General features: G+C 53.3%; 14 protein-coding genes. 6 read left to right on the forward strand and 8 right to left on the reverse strand.

What is annotated here, in order from left to right; genetic code table 11:
* Positions 1–400: 400 nt before the first annotated feature.
* Both OSC10802_RS40400 and OSC10802_RS0115950 read right to left on the reverse strand, forming a co-directional pair.
* Entirely contained in the window at positions 401–2536 is a 2136-nt protein-coding gene (locus OSC10802_RS40400; RefSeq protein WP_017717771.1) for a hypothetical protein, read from the reverse strand.
* 407 nt (positions 2537–2943) lie between these two features.
* On the reverse strand, positions 2944–3984 hold the full coding sequence (locus tag OSC10802_RS0115950) for a glycosyltransferase family 2 protein (protein WP_017717772.1): 1041 nt from the start codon (positions 3982–3984) through the stop codon (positions 2944–2946).
* Positions 3985–4020: 36 nt separating this feature from the next.
* Here OSC10802_RS0115950 and OSC10802_RS0115955 point away from each other — a divergent pair, with 36 nt between their 5' ends.
* Positions 4021–4803, forward strand: a complete 783-nt coding sequence (locus tag OSC10802_RS0115955) for a hypothetical protein (protein WP_017717773.1) — start codon at positions 4021–4023, stop codon at positions 4801–4803.
* Positions 4804–4952: 149 nt separating this feature from the next.
* On the opposite strand, the gene OSC10802_RS0115960 is transcribed toward OSC10802_RS0115955, so the two are convergent.
* The 3 genes from OSC10802_RS0115960 to OSC10802_RS0115970 all read right to left on the reverse strand — a co-directional run bounded on the left by OSC10802_RS0115960 (position 4953) and on the right by OSC10802_RS0115970 (position 7885).
* The gene (locus tag OSC10802_RS0115960) at positions 4953–5927 is read right to left on the reverse strand and encodes a class I SAM-dependent methyltransferase (RefSeq protein WP_017717774.1); all 975 of its coding nucleotides are present in this window, start codon (positions 5925–5927) and stop codon (positions 4953–4955) included.
* Positions 5928–6315: 388 nt separating this feature from the next.
* Entirely contained in the window at positions 6316–7422 is a 1107-nt protein-coding gene (mraY, locus tag OSC10802_RS0115965; protein WP_026098529.1) for a phospho-N-acetylmuramoyl-pentapeptide-transferase, read from the reverse strand.
* A gap of 220 nt (positions 7423–7642) precedes the next feature.
* The gene (locus OSC10802_RS0115970) at positions 7643–7885 is read right to left on the reverse strand and encodes a DUF3134 domain-containing protein (protein WP_017717776.1); all 243 of its coding nucleotides are present in this window, start codon (positions 7883–7885) and stop codon (positions 7643–7645) included.
* A gap of 150 nt (positions 7886–8035) precedes the next feature.
* Here OSC10802_RS0115970 and OSC10802_RS0115975 point away from each other — a divergent pair, with 150 nt between their 5' ends.
* The 5 genes from OSC10802_RS0115975 (at position 8036) to OSC10802_RS0116000 (ending at position 13015) form a co-directional block, all read left to right on the forward strand.
* On the forward strand, positions 8036–9739 hold the full coding sequence (locus tag OSC10802_RS0115975) for a glycosyltransferase family 4 protein (protein WP_017717777.1): 1704 nt from the start codon (positions 8036–8038) through the stop codon (positions 9737–9739).
* A 145-nt stretch (positions 9740–9884) separates the two neighbouring features.
* On the forward strand, positions 9885–10469 hold the full coding sequence (locus tag OSC10802_RS0115985; protein ID WP_017717779.1) for a PAP/fibrillin family protein: 585 nt from the start codon (positions 9885–9887) through the stop codon (positions 10467–10469).
* Position 10470: 1 nt separating this feature from the next.
* On the forward strand, positions 10471–11274 hold the full coding sequence (locus OSC10802_RS0115990; RefSeq protein ID WP_017717780.1) for a PD-(D/E)XK nuclease family protein: 804 nt from the start codon (positions 10471–10473) through the stop codon (positions 11272–11274).
* A 161-nt stretch (positions 11275–11435) separates the two neighbouring features.
* On the forward strand, positions 11436–11891 hold the full coding sequence (locus OSC10802_RS0115995; RefSeq protein WP_017717781.1) for a DIP1984 family protein: 456 nt from the start codon (positions 11436–11438) through the stop codon (positions 11889–11891).
* Positions 11892–12358: 467 nt separating this feature from the next.
* Positions 12359–13015 carry a GNAT family N-acetyltransferase gene (locus tag OSC10802_RS0116000; RefSeq protein WP_026098530.1) on the forward strand — a complete coding sequence of 219 codons (657 nt, stop codon included), beginning with the start codon at positions 12359–12361 and terminating at the stop codon, positions 13013–13015.
* A 338-nt stretch (positions 13016–13353) separates the two neighbouring features.
* Here OSC10802_RS0116000 and OSC10802_RS40405 read toward each other — a convergent pair whose 3' ends face one another.
* The 3 genes from OSC10802_RS40405 to OSC10802_RS0116020 all read right to left on the reverse strand — a co-directional run bounded on the left by OSC10802_RS40405 (position 13354) and on the right by OSC10802_RS0116020 (position 15725).
* Positions 13354–14400 carry a calcium-binding protein gene (locus OSC10802_RS40405; RefSeq protein ID WP_017717783.1) on the reverse strand — a complete coding sequence of 349 codons (1047 nt, stop codon included), beginning with the start codon at positions 14398–14400 and terminating at the stop codon, positions 13354–13356.
* A 132-nt stretch (positions 14401–14532) separates the two neighbouring features.
* Complete coding sequence (locus OSC10802_RS40410) at positions 14533–14826, reverse strand: hypothetical protein (protein WP_017717784.1); 294 nt, start codon at positions 14824–14826, stop codon at positions 14533–14535.
* 230 nt (positions 14827–15056) lie between these two features.
* The gene (locus tag OSC10802_RS0116020; RefSeq protein WP_017717785.1) at positions 15057–15725 is read right to left on the reverse strand and encodes a response regulator transcription factor; all 669 of its coding nucleotides are present in this window, start codon (positions 15723–15725) and stop codon (positions 15057–15059) included.
* Between the last annotated feature and the right edge of the window lie 20 nt (positions 15726–15745).

Consider the following 15745-nt stretch of genomic DNA (forward strand, 5'->3'; position numbering starts at 1 on the left):
GTAGTTGGGCTTTAGCCCAAAGGTTCGTAGTTGGGCTTTAGCCCAAAGGTTCGTAGTTGGGCTTTAGCCCCACAGTTTGTCGTTTGCAGTTGGGCTTTAGCCCACCGGCGACCTTATATGCCCGCACCTTTTCCATTATTCCCATACTAACACAACTCCTGCCAATTGCAAGGGGTTTTGAGAAAATTTTTGAGAGAATTTTGGCTGGAGGAGGCGGAGCCTCCTGGGGGCGTTCCCAGGCGGATACTGGGAACGAGAAAGGTTACCTCTTTGCTCCCCTCCCCGTTCACGGGGAGGGGTTGGGGGTGGGGTAAAACCCCCTATCAATTCGCCAACAGATTCTTTCAATCGCCTGGATCTATGTGCCACCGAGAGACAAGCCCGGATAAAACCCCGCTTTCTACTTACTCCCGTTATGAGCGCCCAAATTATCTGCAGCCGCCACCAGATATTGAGCCACCTGCATCAGCCCCGTAGAGGTTTCTTGCAAACCGGCACACACTTGGGCCATCGAAACATCCGCCTCATTAAAAAACCTGGTTTGCGATTCAGTCGCCCTGTCCAAATATCCAATCATCTGGTGATTCCCCAGCTCCAGAGCTTGGCTAAACTGACCGGCCAAATTCTGATAGGCGCTCTCCACCCCCTGCATCTGCTCCTCAACCGATTGCAAAACCTGATTCAATTCCCCAACCATACTCCTGTAGGCGCTCTCCACCTGCTGCGCCTGCACGCCCACCGTGCGAGCCAGCTCTTGCAACTGCTGCAAACGCTCGCTAGAATTCAACCCCAGCCCGTTCGCCATATCGCACACCTTTTCCGTCGTATCATGAATTTTTGTCATACTCCGGTCAACATCTGCTAACATCTGCTGGCGTTTTTCCGCCTCCTCCCGAAACGCAGTCTGCAAAGCCGCCACAACCTGCGCCAGACCCCGCTGCTGCTCGCCCAAAGTTGACTCCAGCAAATTGTTTTGCTCGCTAAAAAATTCCACCAGCGACGCTTGGTAGCTTTCCCGGAATTGCTGCAACTCTTGCTGCACCATCACGCGCGTATTTTGCAGCATCCCATCCACATTTCGCAAGCTCCCCACCAGATTTTCCCTGGCATCTTCCATCAGCTTAGAAGCCTCTTGACCGACAGCTTGAATTGTGCTAGACTGAGATTGAAATGCGGTGTGCGCCGCCTTGAGAATACTCACCATTCGCTCCCCCACGCCTTGCAGCCGCTGCTGTTCCAACTCCGCTTGAGTGTGCAAACCCGCTTGCAAGTCCTCTCGAATCCCCCGGAACGTCGAGGCGGCTTCCTCCGCACTCTGTTTAAACGCCGCTCGCTGCTCCTTCATCCCCTCAATACTCTGGTCAACTCCCTGCTGGATCTCAGCCGCCATTTCCTGCAAAACGCCCTTCGTATCCGTTTGGAACTCGCCCAGAATTTCCTGCAAACTGCCGGCGAAGTCCTGCAGGCGAACCACAGTATCCTGCTGGAAACTCTGAATCGTTAATATCGATTCCGCCAAACTCTGGGAAATGCCGCCCAGCTCATTTTTCAGCTCCCTGACCGCAACAGACGCTTCCTGAGTCAGCTGTGAGGTTGCGTCCAAACGCTCCACCACCGGCTCAATCACGCCGGTGCGCAATTCCCCAATCAAACTCCTTAACAGCTCTTGACCCTGATCCGCCTTAATTTGCCGCAGAGTGGCGAGTTCTTCGCGGATTTCCTCAAACACGGGAATCAGCGCCACCCCCACTTGGTGGCCCATTTTTTCTGGATTGAGCCGCTGCTGAGCTGTTACAATTTCCGTAAAACCGGCACGCATCGTCTGCGCCGCGCGAACCATCGCGCCGGCTGCATCGCGGTTGGCATCCGGGGTGATGCGCGAGAGCAGTCGCTCTGGGGTTTCCAGGAAAGCAATCTGATTGAGCTTATGGCGAAACTTGTCGCGGCGATCTCTCCGCCGGCGCTCGCCCCAAGCGAGAAGTAATATCAAAAAAATCGAGTTGCCCAGTCCTAGCAGAGAGGTGACAAATGCCAGCTTCATCCCTTCTAGGAGCTGCGTGCTAGAAGTCAGCAGCTGTTCCGGTTCCGTAATACCAGAAACCCCGATTTTTTGCAACCCCAGAAAGATGCCGGCGAACGTTCCCAGAACCCCCAGCGCCGTCAGCAAATTCGGCGCAAAACTCACTGGCGATCGCGGCACCGGCGCTGCTAAAATAGAAGGGTACTGCAGCAGCACGAAACTGCCACTGTCTATCCTGGGCAGAAAGTCATCCTCCGTACACTGACCGGCAAAGTGTCTGGCAATCCATTTCAGGCTCTGAGCGTCTGGCTTTGGCGGCGGTGTGGAGCCGTTATGTTCTGCCGGTTTGCTGTCACTGTTGAGGTACTTCGCCAAATAGTCCATAGGTTTGGCAAGCTCGCTGAGTGAGCGCCGGTAAGCGCGGATAGCCATTAATTCCAGGAACACCGATGCGAGGGCTCCCCCTGCAATGGCCACCACAAACAGCAAGTCTACCAGTTTGATTATATCTATCATCCTCCCCTCCTCCCTGTAGTTTTGTTATGGCTGGCATCTCGCACCACCCCCCTCCCCGGCGTGGGGAGTCGGTGTCAGCCAGCAATATCATGTCTTTAGGTGACTTCAGCTTAAAAAAGGCTCTCACCTCCATCCCCTCTCTCCCAATAATAGCGGGGAGAAAAAATCTTGTAGAGGCGCGACATGTCGCGTCTCTACCACCCCCCTCTCCCACAAGAGGAGAGGGGCTTGGGGGGTGAGGGGATATTTGTGCGGTAGTTCAAGGACATGACACAGCACCCATGCAGCCAACTATACCCCACAAGTGGACTCTCGCGCAGTAAAGACGCGACATATCGCGGCTCTAAAAAACGCAACCCCACCCCCTGTCTCCTTTCCCGCGCTCCCTTGGAGGGGGAATGGGAGCGCTAGCGAGGTTCCTCCAGCCAGTCCATTTCCCGCGCCCTTTCTGGGAGTTGCGCTTGACGCTGACCGGCAGCTCGCGCCGCAGCGCAAAACAAACCAATCGGAGTATTTAATAAATCAACCCAACCGGCTTTCCCGAAAATCGCCTTAACACTCGCCACCGGCAATTCTTTGAGCAGCCACCGGCTGAGCCGGTAAGCGTATTCTCCGGCTGTTGGCTCCCGCATCAAATCAACTCCGTGCAGTTCGTGCAGGTAGCGGTTCGACTCGCCATAGCGCCGCCACTGACTTTTCAGCTGGCGCAGGGTTGAGCGGTGCCGGTGCTGGACTGCGGCTGCCGGTGCGAACTCGATCTGCCAGTCAGTCTGCCGGAGAATTCGCCAGCAAATATCGGCGTCGCCGCCGGTAGTCAGGTAAGGGCGAAATAAGCCCACTTTTTCCAAAGCGAGCCTGCGAATTGCCAGATTTGCTGTTTGACCGTAGGGGCAAAATGGGTGGGCTAGCGTGTGTTTTTGCGATAGCGTATCCTGCCGGTCTGCAAATTGTTCTAGCAGCGTTTTTCCAGGCAAAGCGACAATTTCACCCGCAACTGCCCCCACAGAGGAATTGACAAATGGCTGCACTAGCGCTTCCAGCCAGTTGGGCGCGGGGCGGCAGTCAGCGTCGGTGAAGGCGAGAATCTCGCCGGTGGCGGCGCGGATGCCGGTGTTGCGGGCGGCGTAGGAGGACTGCACCCAATTTTCGCTGAGATGGCGAATGGGTGGCTGCACCTTTTGCTCCTCTATCTGAGGAGAGAGGGGAGTTTGGGGGGAGGGGGATAAGATAGGGGTATCTGGAGCGGCAGCTTGGAGCAGGGTGCCGGTGCGATCGCGGCTGTTGTTGTCCACTATCAAATATTCAACCAAATGAGGCGGATAAGTTTGAGAGCGCAGACAGTTGAGCAAATCTGGCAAATCCGCTTCACCATTGTAAACCGGCACGATCGCCGAAACTCTAGGGAAAAACTTAGGGGCAGTGGGACTTTCTCCTGAACTGGCTGTCATATTACCTGAAAATCGCAATCTTGTGCTTGTAAGTCCATGAACGACGGGGAGATTAATTTTCTAACGTTGCAGTTTTCTGAATATCTGGAAAATACGTTTGCAGAGGAGTTCTTTGAAAACTCATTAATAACTGTCCGTGCCGGGGCTCTTTTGAGCCTGTTTCTCTATGCCGTTTTTGGATTTTTAGATAGCTGCCTATTTCCCGATTCAAGGGTCGGGCTCTGGGCGATTCGCTACGCCATTGTTTGCCCTTTCATTTTAGCAGTTTATTGCTTCAGCTTCCACCCCCATTTTAAGCGGTTTCTACAGGCCGCCATCAGTGTGTCAATTCTCGGAGCGGGGCTGGGCATCGTCGCCATGACAGTGATTCTGCCATCTCCGAGAAGTTATGACTACTATTCAGGCTTAATTCTGATAGTGATGTTATCTTATGCGTTTACCCCTCTGAGATTTTTGCACTCGGCGCTCACCGCTTGGGGGCTGATACTTGCTTATGACATCGCCGCTATCTGGCTCAGCCACACGCCCCTGCCGGTTTTGGCGGAAAACAACTTTTTACTGATTTCTTCAAGCTTGATTGGCATGTTTGCAGCCTACAACATTGAACTTTACATCCGCCGGGATTTTTTACAAACTTACCGGTTAAAAGCTGAGCGGGAAAAGAGCGAGCAATTGCAGCAGCAGGTCCGGCAACTCACCATCGAGATTGACCAAGGGAAGCGGGCGCGCCAAGTGGCTGAAATTACCGAAACAGATTACTTCCAGGAGTTGCAGGAGAAGTCAAGATTAATCAGGAGTCGGGCGAAACAGCAGCAGTAGGGTGGGTTCCCTCAAGGGAGAATTCAACTTTTTTGAAGGACTGGGGGAACGCACCCTACCTTTAGTATCAGTAGGGTGCGTTCCCTTAAGGTAGCATTCTATTTCTCAGAAGGACTAGAGGGCGGGGAACGCACCCTGCCTTTTCTATATTATTTCCTGCGAATCCAAAAAGAACCTGGAACGCGATTTTCTTGCTTAGCAAAAATTGGGCACTTAGCGGCTAACTCTTCTTTATAGTGGTGTGCGAGGTAGTTAAGCGCGAGCAAGACTTCAAATTCTGAATTGAAAGCGAGAAAAGCCTGCAACAGATATTGCTCAGTCCAAAAGCGCCTTTTGTTTACTATCCATTCACGAATATATTCAAAGGGCAAAAAAATATCATGAATGTGTACTATTACGCCGCTATTAAGAGTAGGCAATATTCTCAAGTATTCGTATAAAACATCTCCCCCTGTTCTTAAAACATGAGAAGAATCAATGAAAAGAATGTCATTTTTATGAAGAATATCAAAGGTGCTAAGTGGCAGAGTCTCGACTTTTTCTCTAATAACCTTGCCAGCGCCAAGTTCCTCAAGCCAAGGATTCTCAAAAGGCTCAATGCATATGTGTTCGCAAGCTTTTCCTTCAGACCGATTTTTGTCAAGGGCATGCTTCGCTATTCTAGTTGAGAATCCCGAAACTATTTCTAGAACCCTACCGGGCTTAAAATATCTAATGACGTTGTAAAGCGTCTCTGCATCTCCAGACTCAAAGGACAGATTTTCATAATAAAAGTCCAAGCTGCTATTTTGCTTTTTTATGGGAAATAGCTCTAGCTCTGAGTTGTATTCAAATTGCTTCAATAAATTGAGTTCCCCTTCAATTTTTAAATCTATTCCATAAAGAGGGTCTTCTTCTATCCATATTCTTTCGGGCAGTTCTGAGACTTTAAAAATGGGTTGATAGTAGTGATATCTCACTGGAGAAACCCCAAAAAAATCCCATATTTTATAGGTAATTGGCAGTTCTTGAGATCCATATCTGGCTTGTATTTTACTCACCAGAGCAACTAGAGGAGTTACGGCTATACCCAGGATATCTAACCCTAAACACAGCCAGGATCGGAGAAAACTTTTCACATTCATCGGCGTTACCTCGAATCTACTAATAGCCCCTACTTACTAAGTCTTATTTTACCCCATCAGTCAGAAAAGTGCAAACCTAAAAATATCCCTAGAAGAATTCCGAAGCCAGAATCGAGGGGAATCAAGAATTCTTAGAGGTCATTTATAAAGAAAATCTATATCTCCCCGCCCCCTTAAAAATGGTTGGCTCTGAAAGTTCCCCCCTTTTGTAGGAGGGGTAGGGGGGATCGTTTCCCTACTGAGCGAGCGCGGGCCTTTAATATTTACTTTATAAATAACCTCTCAAGTCTCCATTCCTCCATTTTTCCTGACTTTTGGATGCTGGCTTCGGTATTGTAGCAGCTTCTGGGATGATTTAGGACGTGTAAGTCCTGAAATGTAATAAAAATTAACGAATCGCCAGAGCGAGGAGAGCGAGCACCGCGTTAATCGCGTAAAAAACCCCAACAACTTTCACTTCAGGCCAGCCAGAAAGCTCTAAATGGTGGTGAATCGGTGCCATTTTGAACAGGCGCTTGCCGACCCCATCGGGACCTTTGGTCGCTTTGTAGTAGGTGACTTGGGCAATCACTGAAATGGATTCCATGAAAAACATTCCGCTGAGGAGAAATAGCGGCCAGAGGCTGTTGGTCAGGATGGCCACAGAGGCGAAGGCTCCGCCGAGGGCTAGGGAGCCTGTGTCGCCCATGAAGACGCGGGCGGGGTTGCGGTTGTGGGCCACAAAGCCGAGGCAGCTGCCGGCCATGCCAGCGCAGAAAATCCCCAAACCGGGGGATGCGGGAGCCACCACAGCAGCTAGACCGAGAAAAGCAATGGCCCCCATTCCTCCCATCAGCCCATCCACACCGTCGGTGAGGTTGGTGGCATTGCTCTCCGCCACCAGGGCAAACACCGCCAGCGGCCAGAACAGCAGCCCCAGAGGCAGCGCTAAACCGAGGGGCAAGTCGAGGGCGGTGACGGCTGCCGGTGCGCTCACTGACGCCCACAGGCAAAACACAGTCCCAAAGCCGATTTGCAGCGCCAGTTTGGTTTTGGGGGAGATGCCTTTATTCGACTTGCGGCGCAGGATTTGCCAGTCGTCGAGCCAGCCGATGAAGCCATAAGCCAGAGTCAGGGCACAGACAGCACAGACAAATGTCACATCTGGCGTCTGGGCCAAGACAGACCACAGCACCCCCACCAGCGCCCCCACCGGCACAAAAAACACCCCGCCCATCGTCGGAGTGCCGGCTTTCTTCAAATGCGCCTGAGGGCCATCTTCGCGAATCACTTGCCCGGTTTTCAGCCACTGGAGCAGGGGGACCGCACGGGAGCCCAGGGCAGCTGCAGCCAAGGCGCACGCCAGCAGCGGCAGGGTGAGCGACAGCCCCATATTGGCCAGCCGGCCAGAGATTAAATCCAGAATCAGCGCTGCCGCACTCACCCCTGCAGCTAGCAGGCAGAACAGACGAGTGCCTGAGAGTTTTAACCAGCCAGAAGATAATTTAGCGTCCACAGTTCCACATTCACTCAACACAACCCTATTCCAAAGACAGAAATTTCGTCTCCGGTTACTGCTCATTGCTGGGGACGGCGGACGGGAGACGGGGGTGGGAGGGGAGGGGAAAGTGGCGCTCTCCCACTCACAGCCAGACGCTAAGCGTGCGGGTCAATCGCGTCTGTGCCAGACTCTGCCACTGTCCCACTCACGACGCCCTTGGCAGCGCCCCAAGCTGCTACTCATCATCGACCATCAGGTCGTCATCGTCACCATCGTCCTCGAGGTCGTAGCTGTTCTCATCGACAATCAGCGCATCAATCTCTTCTTCATCATCGAGAAAGCCGTCGGGATCGTGGGCGTCTCGGGCGATCAGGCGACCGTTGGCATCCAGCCAGTCTAGAAAGGAAGTCTCCTGCTTGAGTGGAATTACCTCAGCTGGCTGATTGCGAGGTTCCTCACGCAAAGAAGGGTTATACATAGTGGCAAGTCCCACAACTAAAGGCGCTCGGACATTTTAGCTCACCGCTCCGGCAGCGAGCCATTAGTATCTTACACGAGCCGGTTGAGAATATGATTACGATCAGCTGTCAAGCTGTCGAGAAGAGAGTTTACCGGGAGCGACCTGAGGATGGGCACGACTGCAGCAGTCCTTTATCTCAAGGACGGTTACGATACGAGCGGGAAAAAGCTGCTCGGTCGCCAAGCGGCGGGTGAGGGTTTTCTCAAAGGTTTAGTCGGGCACGGAACCGCTGAGCGCCTGTACTGTTGCGCTAAGAACCGTGACGAATTCGCCGACTTCTGCAAGCGCATAGACCCCTGGGCGAAACAGCGCCCCCGGCAAGTGCGGTGGCTGCCCTTTGAGGATGCCAAACTGCTCGCTGAACCGGGTGCCCTCTACAAACCCGACCCGCTGATCGGCGAACTGGCTTGGCAGCGGCGATTTTTTGACCAGCGCGCTTACAGCCTGTGCGGCGTCACCCACACCATCGCCAGCAAGGGCGTTATGCAAGCGATTGGCGACTTGATCGTTGCGCCGCTGCAGCCTTGGGACGCCCTGATCTGCACCTCAACTGCCGTGAAAACGGCGGTGGAGCGCCTGCAGGGAACCTGGGCTGAGTATCTGGCCGCTCGCATCGCAGGCGGGACGCCGGCCCTGCCCGGGGCTGCCCCCAAACCCTCGCTGATGCTGCCGGTTATCCCCCTCGGGGTGGATTGTGATGCCTTCCAGGGGGGACAGCAGGCAAAAGACACCCGCAGCCGGCTGCGCCAAAAACTCGGCATTCCCGACGGTGACATCGCTGTTTTGTTCGTGGGGCGGTTAATTTTCTCTGCCAAAGCCCATCCGGTTCCCATGTATCAGGCGCTGGAACGGGCGGCTCAACTCACCGGCGCTAAGGTTCACCTGATCCAAGCCGGCTGGTTTGAGGACGCCAGAGATGAGCAGGACTTCAAAAATACCCCTAAGGTGTTCTGCCCGTCTGTACGCGCGATCTTTGCCGACGGGCGCGAGCCAGAAATTCGTTCCGGCATCTGGCATGCGGCAGATATTTTTATCTCTCTGTCGGACAATATCCAAGAAACCTTTGGGCTGACGCCGGTGGAAGCGATGGCGGCGGGACTGCCGGCAATTGTCTCGGACTGGGACGGGTATCAGGAGTCTGTGCGCCACGAAATTGACGGCTTTAAAATTCCCACCCTGACGCCCCCACCGGCATCCGCCCTCGATCTAGTATGGAGTTATATTAATGACAGCTTGAATTACAGCACTTATATTGGCCATGCGGCGATGGTGACGGCTGTGGATGTGGAGGCTTGCGCGAGAGCTCTGGCAACCTTAATTAGCAATGACGGGCTGAGACAGCGCATGGGCGAAAATGGCCGCGCTCGGGCGCGGGAGGTCTACGACTGGAAGGTTGTGATTGCTGCTTATGAGGCGCTGTGGGCCGAAATGGCAGCGGTTCGCGCCAGTGCCCCGGAGTCCGTCCCCGTGCCTGCCGGCGCGCCCCCCTATCCCCTGTGCGACGACCCCTTCCGCCTGTTTGGCCACTACCCCACAGCCCAGCTCACCAGCGAGATGGCTCTCGGCTTGGGCCCAATGGCCGCACCGGCCAGCCTGAACCAGCTGCGAAGCTTTTGGATCGGGAATTTTGGCAGCGGGAAGCGAGCGCCGGCATCTACCCTTGAGCGGATTTTAGCCACCATTGAAAAAGAGGGGCCTCTGTCTGTTGGGGAAATCCTCCGCCGCTTTGCCGGTGCAGACGCCGCAGCAGTGGCGTATCTGTCCCGCTCTCTGGTCTATCTGATAAAATTTGATATCTTGCGGCTGCAATAATAAGAAACCCGGTTTCTCCCAGAAACCGGGTTTCTGGAAGCCCGGTTAAGAAACCCGGTTTCTCCCAGAAACCGGGTTTCTGGAACCAAAGCCCCAATCCAAAATCCACGCATCCAAAATACAAAATAAAAAATCCAAAATAGCCATGATTGGGAAAGCAGCACTGTTGGAAGCGATTGCCGGCAAAAATCGCGGACTGCTGGCGACAGAAACGGACAGACAAGCGATTTTATCGGCAGTGGCGCAGCTGGAAGACCGCAACCCCACGCCGCGACCGGTGGAAGCCAGCGAGCTGCTCGATGGCGACTGGCGGCTGGTCTACACCACCAGTCGGGGTCTTTTGAACCTTGACCGGCTCCCTTTGGCTAAGCTGGGACAAATTTATCAGTGCGTCCGCGCCAGAGAGGCGAAAATTTATAACATTGCTGAAGTGTGCGGCTTGCCCTATCTGGAAGGGCTGGTCAGCGTTGCCGCTACCTTCGAGGCGGTTTCGGAACGGCGAGTTCAAGTTAAATTTAACCGCTCAATTGTCGGCTTGCAGCGCTTGACCGGCTATCAGTCGCCGGCTTCTTTCATCGCCCAAATAGAAGCTGGGAAAAAATTTGCCGCCCTGGATTTTCCCCTGGACAGTCGCGAGCAGCAAGGCTGGCTGGATATTACATATTTAGATGCGGACATGCGGATAGGTCGCGGCAATGAGGGCAGCGTGTTCGTGCTCACAAAGGGGTAGTATGAGAGTGTCTCAAGGCCAGCTGAATCTGCTTGACACTTGCCCCCGCAAATTTCAGCTGACTTATATCGAGCAGCTGGGATCGCCGGCATCGCCGGAACAGCAAGAACAGCTCGTTTGGGGGGCAAGGTTTCACTTGCTCATGCAGCAGCGAGAGCTGGGTTTGCCCATCGAATCGCTTGTGGGAGAGGACCCGGAACTGCAGGGCTGCTTGGCAGCTTTGCAAGGGGCTGCGCCAGAAATTTTTGCGGCGGAGAGTGCCGGTGAAAGCCGGGTTTTTCGAGAAGCGGAACACGAGCGCATTTTGCATTTTAACGGATATTTGCTGACAGTTCGCTATGACTTGCTGATTGCTCAAGGCAAGCACGCCCAAATCCTGGACTGGAAAACCTATCCCCGCCCGCAAAACCGGCAGAAGTTGGCCGAGAACTGGCAAACGCGCCTGTATCTTTATGTTTTGGCGGAAACGAGCTATTATTTGCCCAAGCAGATTTCTATGACTTACTGGTTTGTCCAGTCTGCCGGTCAGGGGGTGCCGGTGCCGCAAAGTTTGAAATTTGCTTATAATGCCACCCAGCACAAGAAAACTTTGGCGGATTTAACGCGCCTGCTGAGCGACTTGACCGGCTGGCTGCAGCGCTACCAAGAGGCGGGAGAGCCTTTTCCGCAAGTGGCGGAGGGAGCCGGTCAGTGCCGGTCCTGTCCCTTTGCGGTTCGCTGCGGGCGCACCCAGGATCGCCGGCAAGATGCGCTGGCTGTTGACCGGCTGCCAAGTCTTGCTACTATTGAAGAGGTAGCGCTCTGAGGGGCATGGGGCATTGGGCATGGCGGCGGGCCAGGGGGCATCATCGCATTGCGAAGAATCTTCCCCATGCGCCATGCCCAATCCACGCATCCAAAATCCACGCATCCAAAATCCACGCATCCAAAATCCACGCATCCAAAATCCACGCATCCAAAATTTATATGAAGCTGGCTGAAGCGCTAATATTGCGCGCCGACTGTCAAAAGAAAATCGAGCAATTGAAACAGAGGCTGACAGCAAGTGTGAAAATTCAGGAGGGAGAGCAGCCTCCAGAGAATCCGCAAGAGCTTTTTGCTGAGCTAGACCAAACGCTGAATGAGCTTGCCGGTCTAATCACGAAGATTAACAAAACGAATTCCCAGACCGAGTTGGAGGGAATTACTTTATCCGATGCGCTGGCTGCCAGAGACACCCTTTTGCTAAAGCGCCGCGCCTATGAGGCTGTCGTTGAAAAGGCATCTGTAAGAATGGACAGGTACACTCGCTCGGAGGTTAAATATTATAGCACAGTTAACGTGGCTGAGTTGCAAAAGAAAATGGATGAAATGTCAAAGCAGTATCGGGAGCTTGACACAAAAATTCAAGAGAAAAACTGGACGGTGGATTTGCTAGAATAAGAGTTGAGTTGGTAGCCGGTTCGGCAGAAGCGAGTACAGCCCGCCAACTGGGTAAGTTGGATGGCAGGCATGACGGGCTATGCCTTAGCGGGTTCAAATCCCGCACCCCTCATAAATTAATAAGCCCAGCACTGTCACAAGTGTACGGGGCAATGTTAATGTAACTACCGCGTGCTGGTCTGTTGAAATCGGTGAGGGTGGGTCTGGGGAATTTACAGCTGTTTGCCGCCAGCGCTCGTGCGCTGGCAAGGATTTTTCAGCAAATGTAGCTGATTTAACAGCGGAGGCAGCGAATTGGGTGGGAGAGTTATAGCGTTTTTCAGAGGTACTGAGAAACCCGGTTTCTTTAAGAAACGGGGTTTCTGAGGGCTAGTCTGTCCGCGCTTCCGCCGGCATTAGGCTGCTAGCTAGCTGGTGGCAGCATACAGGAATTCATCACCAATAAGTGATAAAAGCAATCAAAAGTCATGACGAACTCTAGTAATAATAAAAGTAACGGGAGTTATTCCTCAGTTGCAGTCCGAGAGATGGAGATTGACGACCTCGCTCCCGTTTACCACTTGGGAGAGTCCTTATTTACCAGTGATTTGTACCCCTCTTTATATCGAACGTGGGACGAGTGGGAGGTGATTGGGCTTTACAACACCGATCCGGAATACTGTCTGGTTGCGGAAATAGACGATAAGCTGGCGGGTTTCATTTTGGGGACGATTATCAGCAAGGCATCTTGGACCTATGGATATGTTATATGGCTGGGGGTGAATCCTGAGTTTCAGCGCCGGGGAGTGGGGGACAAGCTGGTTGACAAGCTGGTGGAAAGGATGATAGAGGATGGGGCGCGGTTCATGCTCGCCGACACCGATCCGGAGAATGTGCCGGCGGTCAAGTTTTTTACCCGGAAAGGTTTTGTTAATACCCGCGAACACATTTTCCTGTCGATGAACTTAAGCAAGCACGAGCGCTACAAGAAACTGATCGCCAAGGGGCGGGAGCGCGAAAAAGCTGCAAAAGCTGGGCGCGAGCGCAAGCGAAAAGCTACTCAGACGCTCACTCCCGAAGTGATGGCGGGGGAAGCTGCTGTACAAGTAATGGTAAGTGAAACTTCTCCGCCGGCTAGCAGTTAAACCTGAATAATTTTAGATGTTAATTTGAAAAACTTCCGGGAATTTTATAGAACAATAGAAGTCAAAGGAGGCTCCGTCTCCTGATTTTGTTTTCCAGCTTTAGGCTGGGAACGATATTGTACAGCCGGATACCAGAAACCCGGTTTCTTTAAGAAACCGGGTTTCTTAGACTCTGTTAGGCGAGTGTAAAGCCTTTCAAGCCCCAGGAAAAAATACTATCTGTGCCAACTTGGTATTAGTCTTGTTTCTGGCGGTTCCGACCATTTGGCCCGCCGGCCCAAGGGGGACGACCGGCACCGGTGCGGTTTCTCAGTACCTCACAAAAGATGAGAAACTTATCATCCAGTGAAACTGAAGTAGCCAGCTGCAAGACTCAGCCCTGTGCTCCCTTGGACGATGGCGATTAACTCATCGGGTTCGCTAGCGGGTTTGTCAAGATAGATGGCTGTGCCGGCGGGGGCTCCTGTGGGGGATGTCCCCAGCACATAGTTGGCTGCCGATCCCTTAAGTTGAATCACATCTTGACTGAGGTTGAAGTCAGCAATCAGCGCGTAGTCACCGGCACCTAATGTCGCCGCATTGCCATCATCATAAAAGTGACTCGTGCTATTCCCCAGAATGAAGCGATCTGCCCCCGCACCGCCAATTAGGATATCCACCTCACCGGCACCTAATGTCGGACCCGCGCCGGTGAGCGTATCATTGCCATTTCCGCCATCAATGCTGTCACTGCCAATATCCCCACTCAGGAAGTCATTGCCACTGTCGCCATCCAGGGTATCGCTATCCCGACCTCCGTAAAGCGTGTCATTGCCATCTTCACCGTCGAGGAGGTCATTTCCCAAATTGCCAAACAGGAAATCGTCTCCATTACCTCCGTCGAGGATGTCACTATCCCGCCCTCCGTAGAGCGTGTCATTGCCATCTTCACCGTCGAGGAGGTCATTTCCTTGGTTGCCAAACAGCATATCGTTCCCCAAATTACCGCCGTCGAGGGTATCATTGCCGGCTAAACCGGCAAGAGTGTCGTCGCCACCGGCACCGTCGAGCGAATCATTTCCCGCTCCACCGATCAGGGTGTCATTGCCGGCACCGCCAAAAATTTTAGGTTGCCCTGACACACTGACCGCACCGCCGCCCTGAATTGTCGATCCGTCAGCCTTGGTGATAGTAAAGGCGTCAAAATCTCGATCGTCATAATTTCCAAATACCGTAACTGTATCGCCAGGTAAAAGGTTGAGGAGTTGCCCGCGAGTGTCGGCATCAACGAGAATTTGTCCGGTGCCATCGCTGAGGATAAATTCATCTTCCCGAATGCTCAGGATTGTCCCCGCTATGGTAATATTAGACACCCCTTGCTGCAAAGTGTTAATGCTGACTGCCATTGCTGTTCACCTGCGATTTTGATTTACGGTAACACCCCATGAGCTTTGACATGGGGTTATTCTGGGAGCTAGTTTTGAACAAAAGGAACCCGCTTTCTTTGGGAGGAAAGCGTCAGTTAGGTTGATTTAAGCTCAATCGTCAATCTGGATAACCGAGCCATCCGAGCGGGTGATAGTGTAAGCGTCCAGGTCGTAGTCATCAAAGTCACCGTAGACAGTGACTCGCTCACCGACGCTTAGATTGATTGGATTGTTGCCTTCACTGCCGGCATCAACGAGGATCTTCTCCTTGCCGGTGTCGAGGGTGAAGTCATCGCCGTGAATGCTCACGACACTGCCCGATACAGTCACCATTTTCGCTGATGCCGGTGTGGCCTGCACCCCTAGCATCGCCGAAACTAAACCTAAAACAAGAGCCTTTTTCATCGCTAGACATTTCCTCCGCCGTTTCTCTATTAAGCAGGTGAGCGAAAATAAACGCTCCTCCGTTTGCAGGATCGCCCCAGCGCCAATAAGCGCGAGCGAGTGCTTGCCGCACACCTGCGAGTAGCTCGAAGCTGGCACGCAGGCGGGGACATACGGTTTATTTATGCCCACCTATTTCCCAGTTTGGGAGGTAATTATTAAATTCTTATTAAAGTTACATGAGAAGATTCTCATGATTGCAGCCGGTAGCCCACGCCCCTCACCGTCTCGAAGTGCTTGCTGCCTAGCTTTTTGCGGAGATAGCCCACATAGACATCCACGATATTGGAGCTGGGGTCATAATCGTAGCCCCAGACGCGGCTGAGCAGCTGCTCTCGCGTCAGCACTTGTCCGGGGTGGCGCAGGAAAGTCTCAGCTAAGGTAAATTCGCGGGCGGACAGCTCCACTTGCCGGTTGCCGGCGGACACTCGCCGCGTCCGCAAGTCTAGCACAATGTCGCCTGAGGTGAGTGTCATTTCATCTTTGCCGCGCGGGGATTGCCGGTCGCGCAAGCGAGCCCGGACTCGCGCCAGCAATTCTTCAAAGCGGAAAGGTTTGGTCACATAGTCATCCGCTCCGCCTTCTAATCCCGCTACTTTATCAAGCACGTCATCGCGGGCTGTCAGTATAATGACGGGCATCTTTTCGCCTCTGCCGCGCAGTTCTTCTAGCACCTGCAAGCCGTCTTTTCCAGGCAAGCCGAGGTCGAGAATTAACAGGTCAAAATCGTTGCTGTCCGCTGTGCGAATTGCCGCCGGCCCGTCTCCCACCACGAGGGTTGTGAAGCCATTTGCTTTTAGCCCTTTTTCCAGGAAGGATGCGATTCGCGGTTCGTCTTCTGCGATGAGAATTCGGTTCATGGGCTGTAAATTGTGAGGGG

The organism is Kamptonema formosum PCC 10802 (genome assembly GCF_000332335.1).
Taxonomy (GTDB): domain Bacteria; phylum Cyanobacteriota; class Cyanobacteriia; order Cyanobacteriales; family Oscillatoriaceae; genus Oscillatoria.

Excerpts from the sequence above, each read along its gene's own strand:
- OSC10802_RS40400 (WP_017717771.1), bottom strand. The coding sequence starts at position 2,536 with ATGATAGATATAATCAAACTGGTAGACTTGCTGTTTGTGGTGGCCATT.
- OSC10802_RS0115950 (WP_017717772.1), bottom strand. The coding sequence starts at position 3,984 with ATGACAGCCAGTTCAGGAGAAAGTCCCACTGCCCCTAAGTTTTTCCCT.
- OSC10802_RS0115955 (WP_017717773.1), top strand. The coding sequence starts at position 4,021 with ATGAACGACGGGGAGATTAATTTTCTAACGTTGCAGTTTTCTGAATAT.
- OSC10802_RS0115960 (WP_017717774.1), bottom strand. The coding sequence starts at position 5,927 with ATGAATGTGAAAAGTTTTCTCCGATCCTGGCTGTGTTTAGGGTTAGAT.
- OSC10802_RS0115970 (WP_017717776.1), bottom strand. The coding sequence starts at position 7,885 with ATGTATAACCCTTCTTTGCGTGAGGAACCTCGCAATCAGCCAGCTGAG.
- OSC10802_RS0115975 (WP_017717777.1), top strand. The coding sequence starts at position 8,036 with ATGGGCACGACTGCAGCAGTCCTTTATCTCAAGGACGGTTACGATACG.
- OSC10802_RS0115985 (WP_017717779.1), top strand. The coding sequence starts at position 9,885 with ATGATTGGGAAAGCAGCACTGTTGGAAGCGATTGCCGGCAAAAATCGC.
- OSC10802_RS0115990 (WP_017717780.1), top strand. The coding sequence starts at position 10,471 with ATGAGAGTGTCTCAAGGCCAGCTGAATCTGCTTGACACTTGCCCCCGC.
- OSC10802_RS0115995 (WP_017717781.1), top strand. The coding sequence starts at position 11,436 with ATGAAGCTGGCTGAAGCGCTAATATTGCGCGCCGACTGTCAAAAGAAA.
- OSC10802_RS0116000 (WP_026098530.1), top strand. The coding sequence starts at position 12,359 with ATGACGAACTCTAGTAATAATAAAAGTAACGGGAGTTATTCCTCAGTT.
- OSC10802_RS40405 (WP_017717783.1), bottom strand. The coding sequence starts at position 14,400 with ATGGCAGTCAGCATTAACACTTTGCAGCAAGGGGTGTCTAATATTACC.
- OSC10802_RS40410 (WP_017717784.1), bottom strand. The coding sequence starts at position 14,826 with ATGAAAAAGGCTCTTGTTTTAGGTTTAGTTTCGGCGATGCTAGGGGTG.
- OSC10802_RS0116020 (WP_017717785.1), bottom strand. The coding sequence starts at position 15,725 with ATGAACCGAATTCTCATCGCAGAAGACGAACCGCGAATCGCATCCTTC.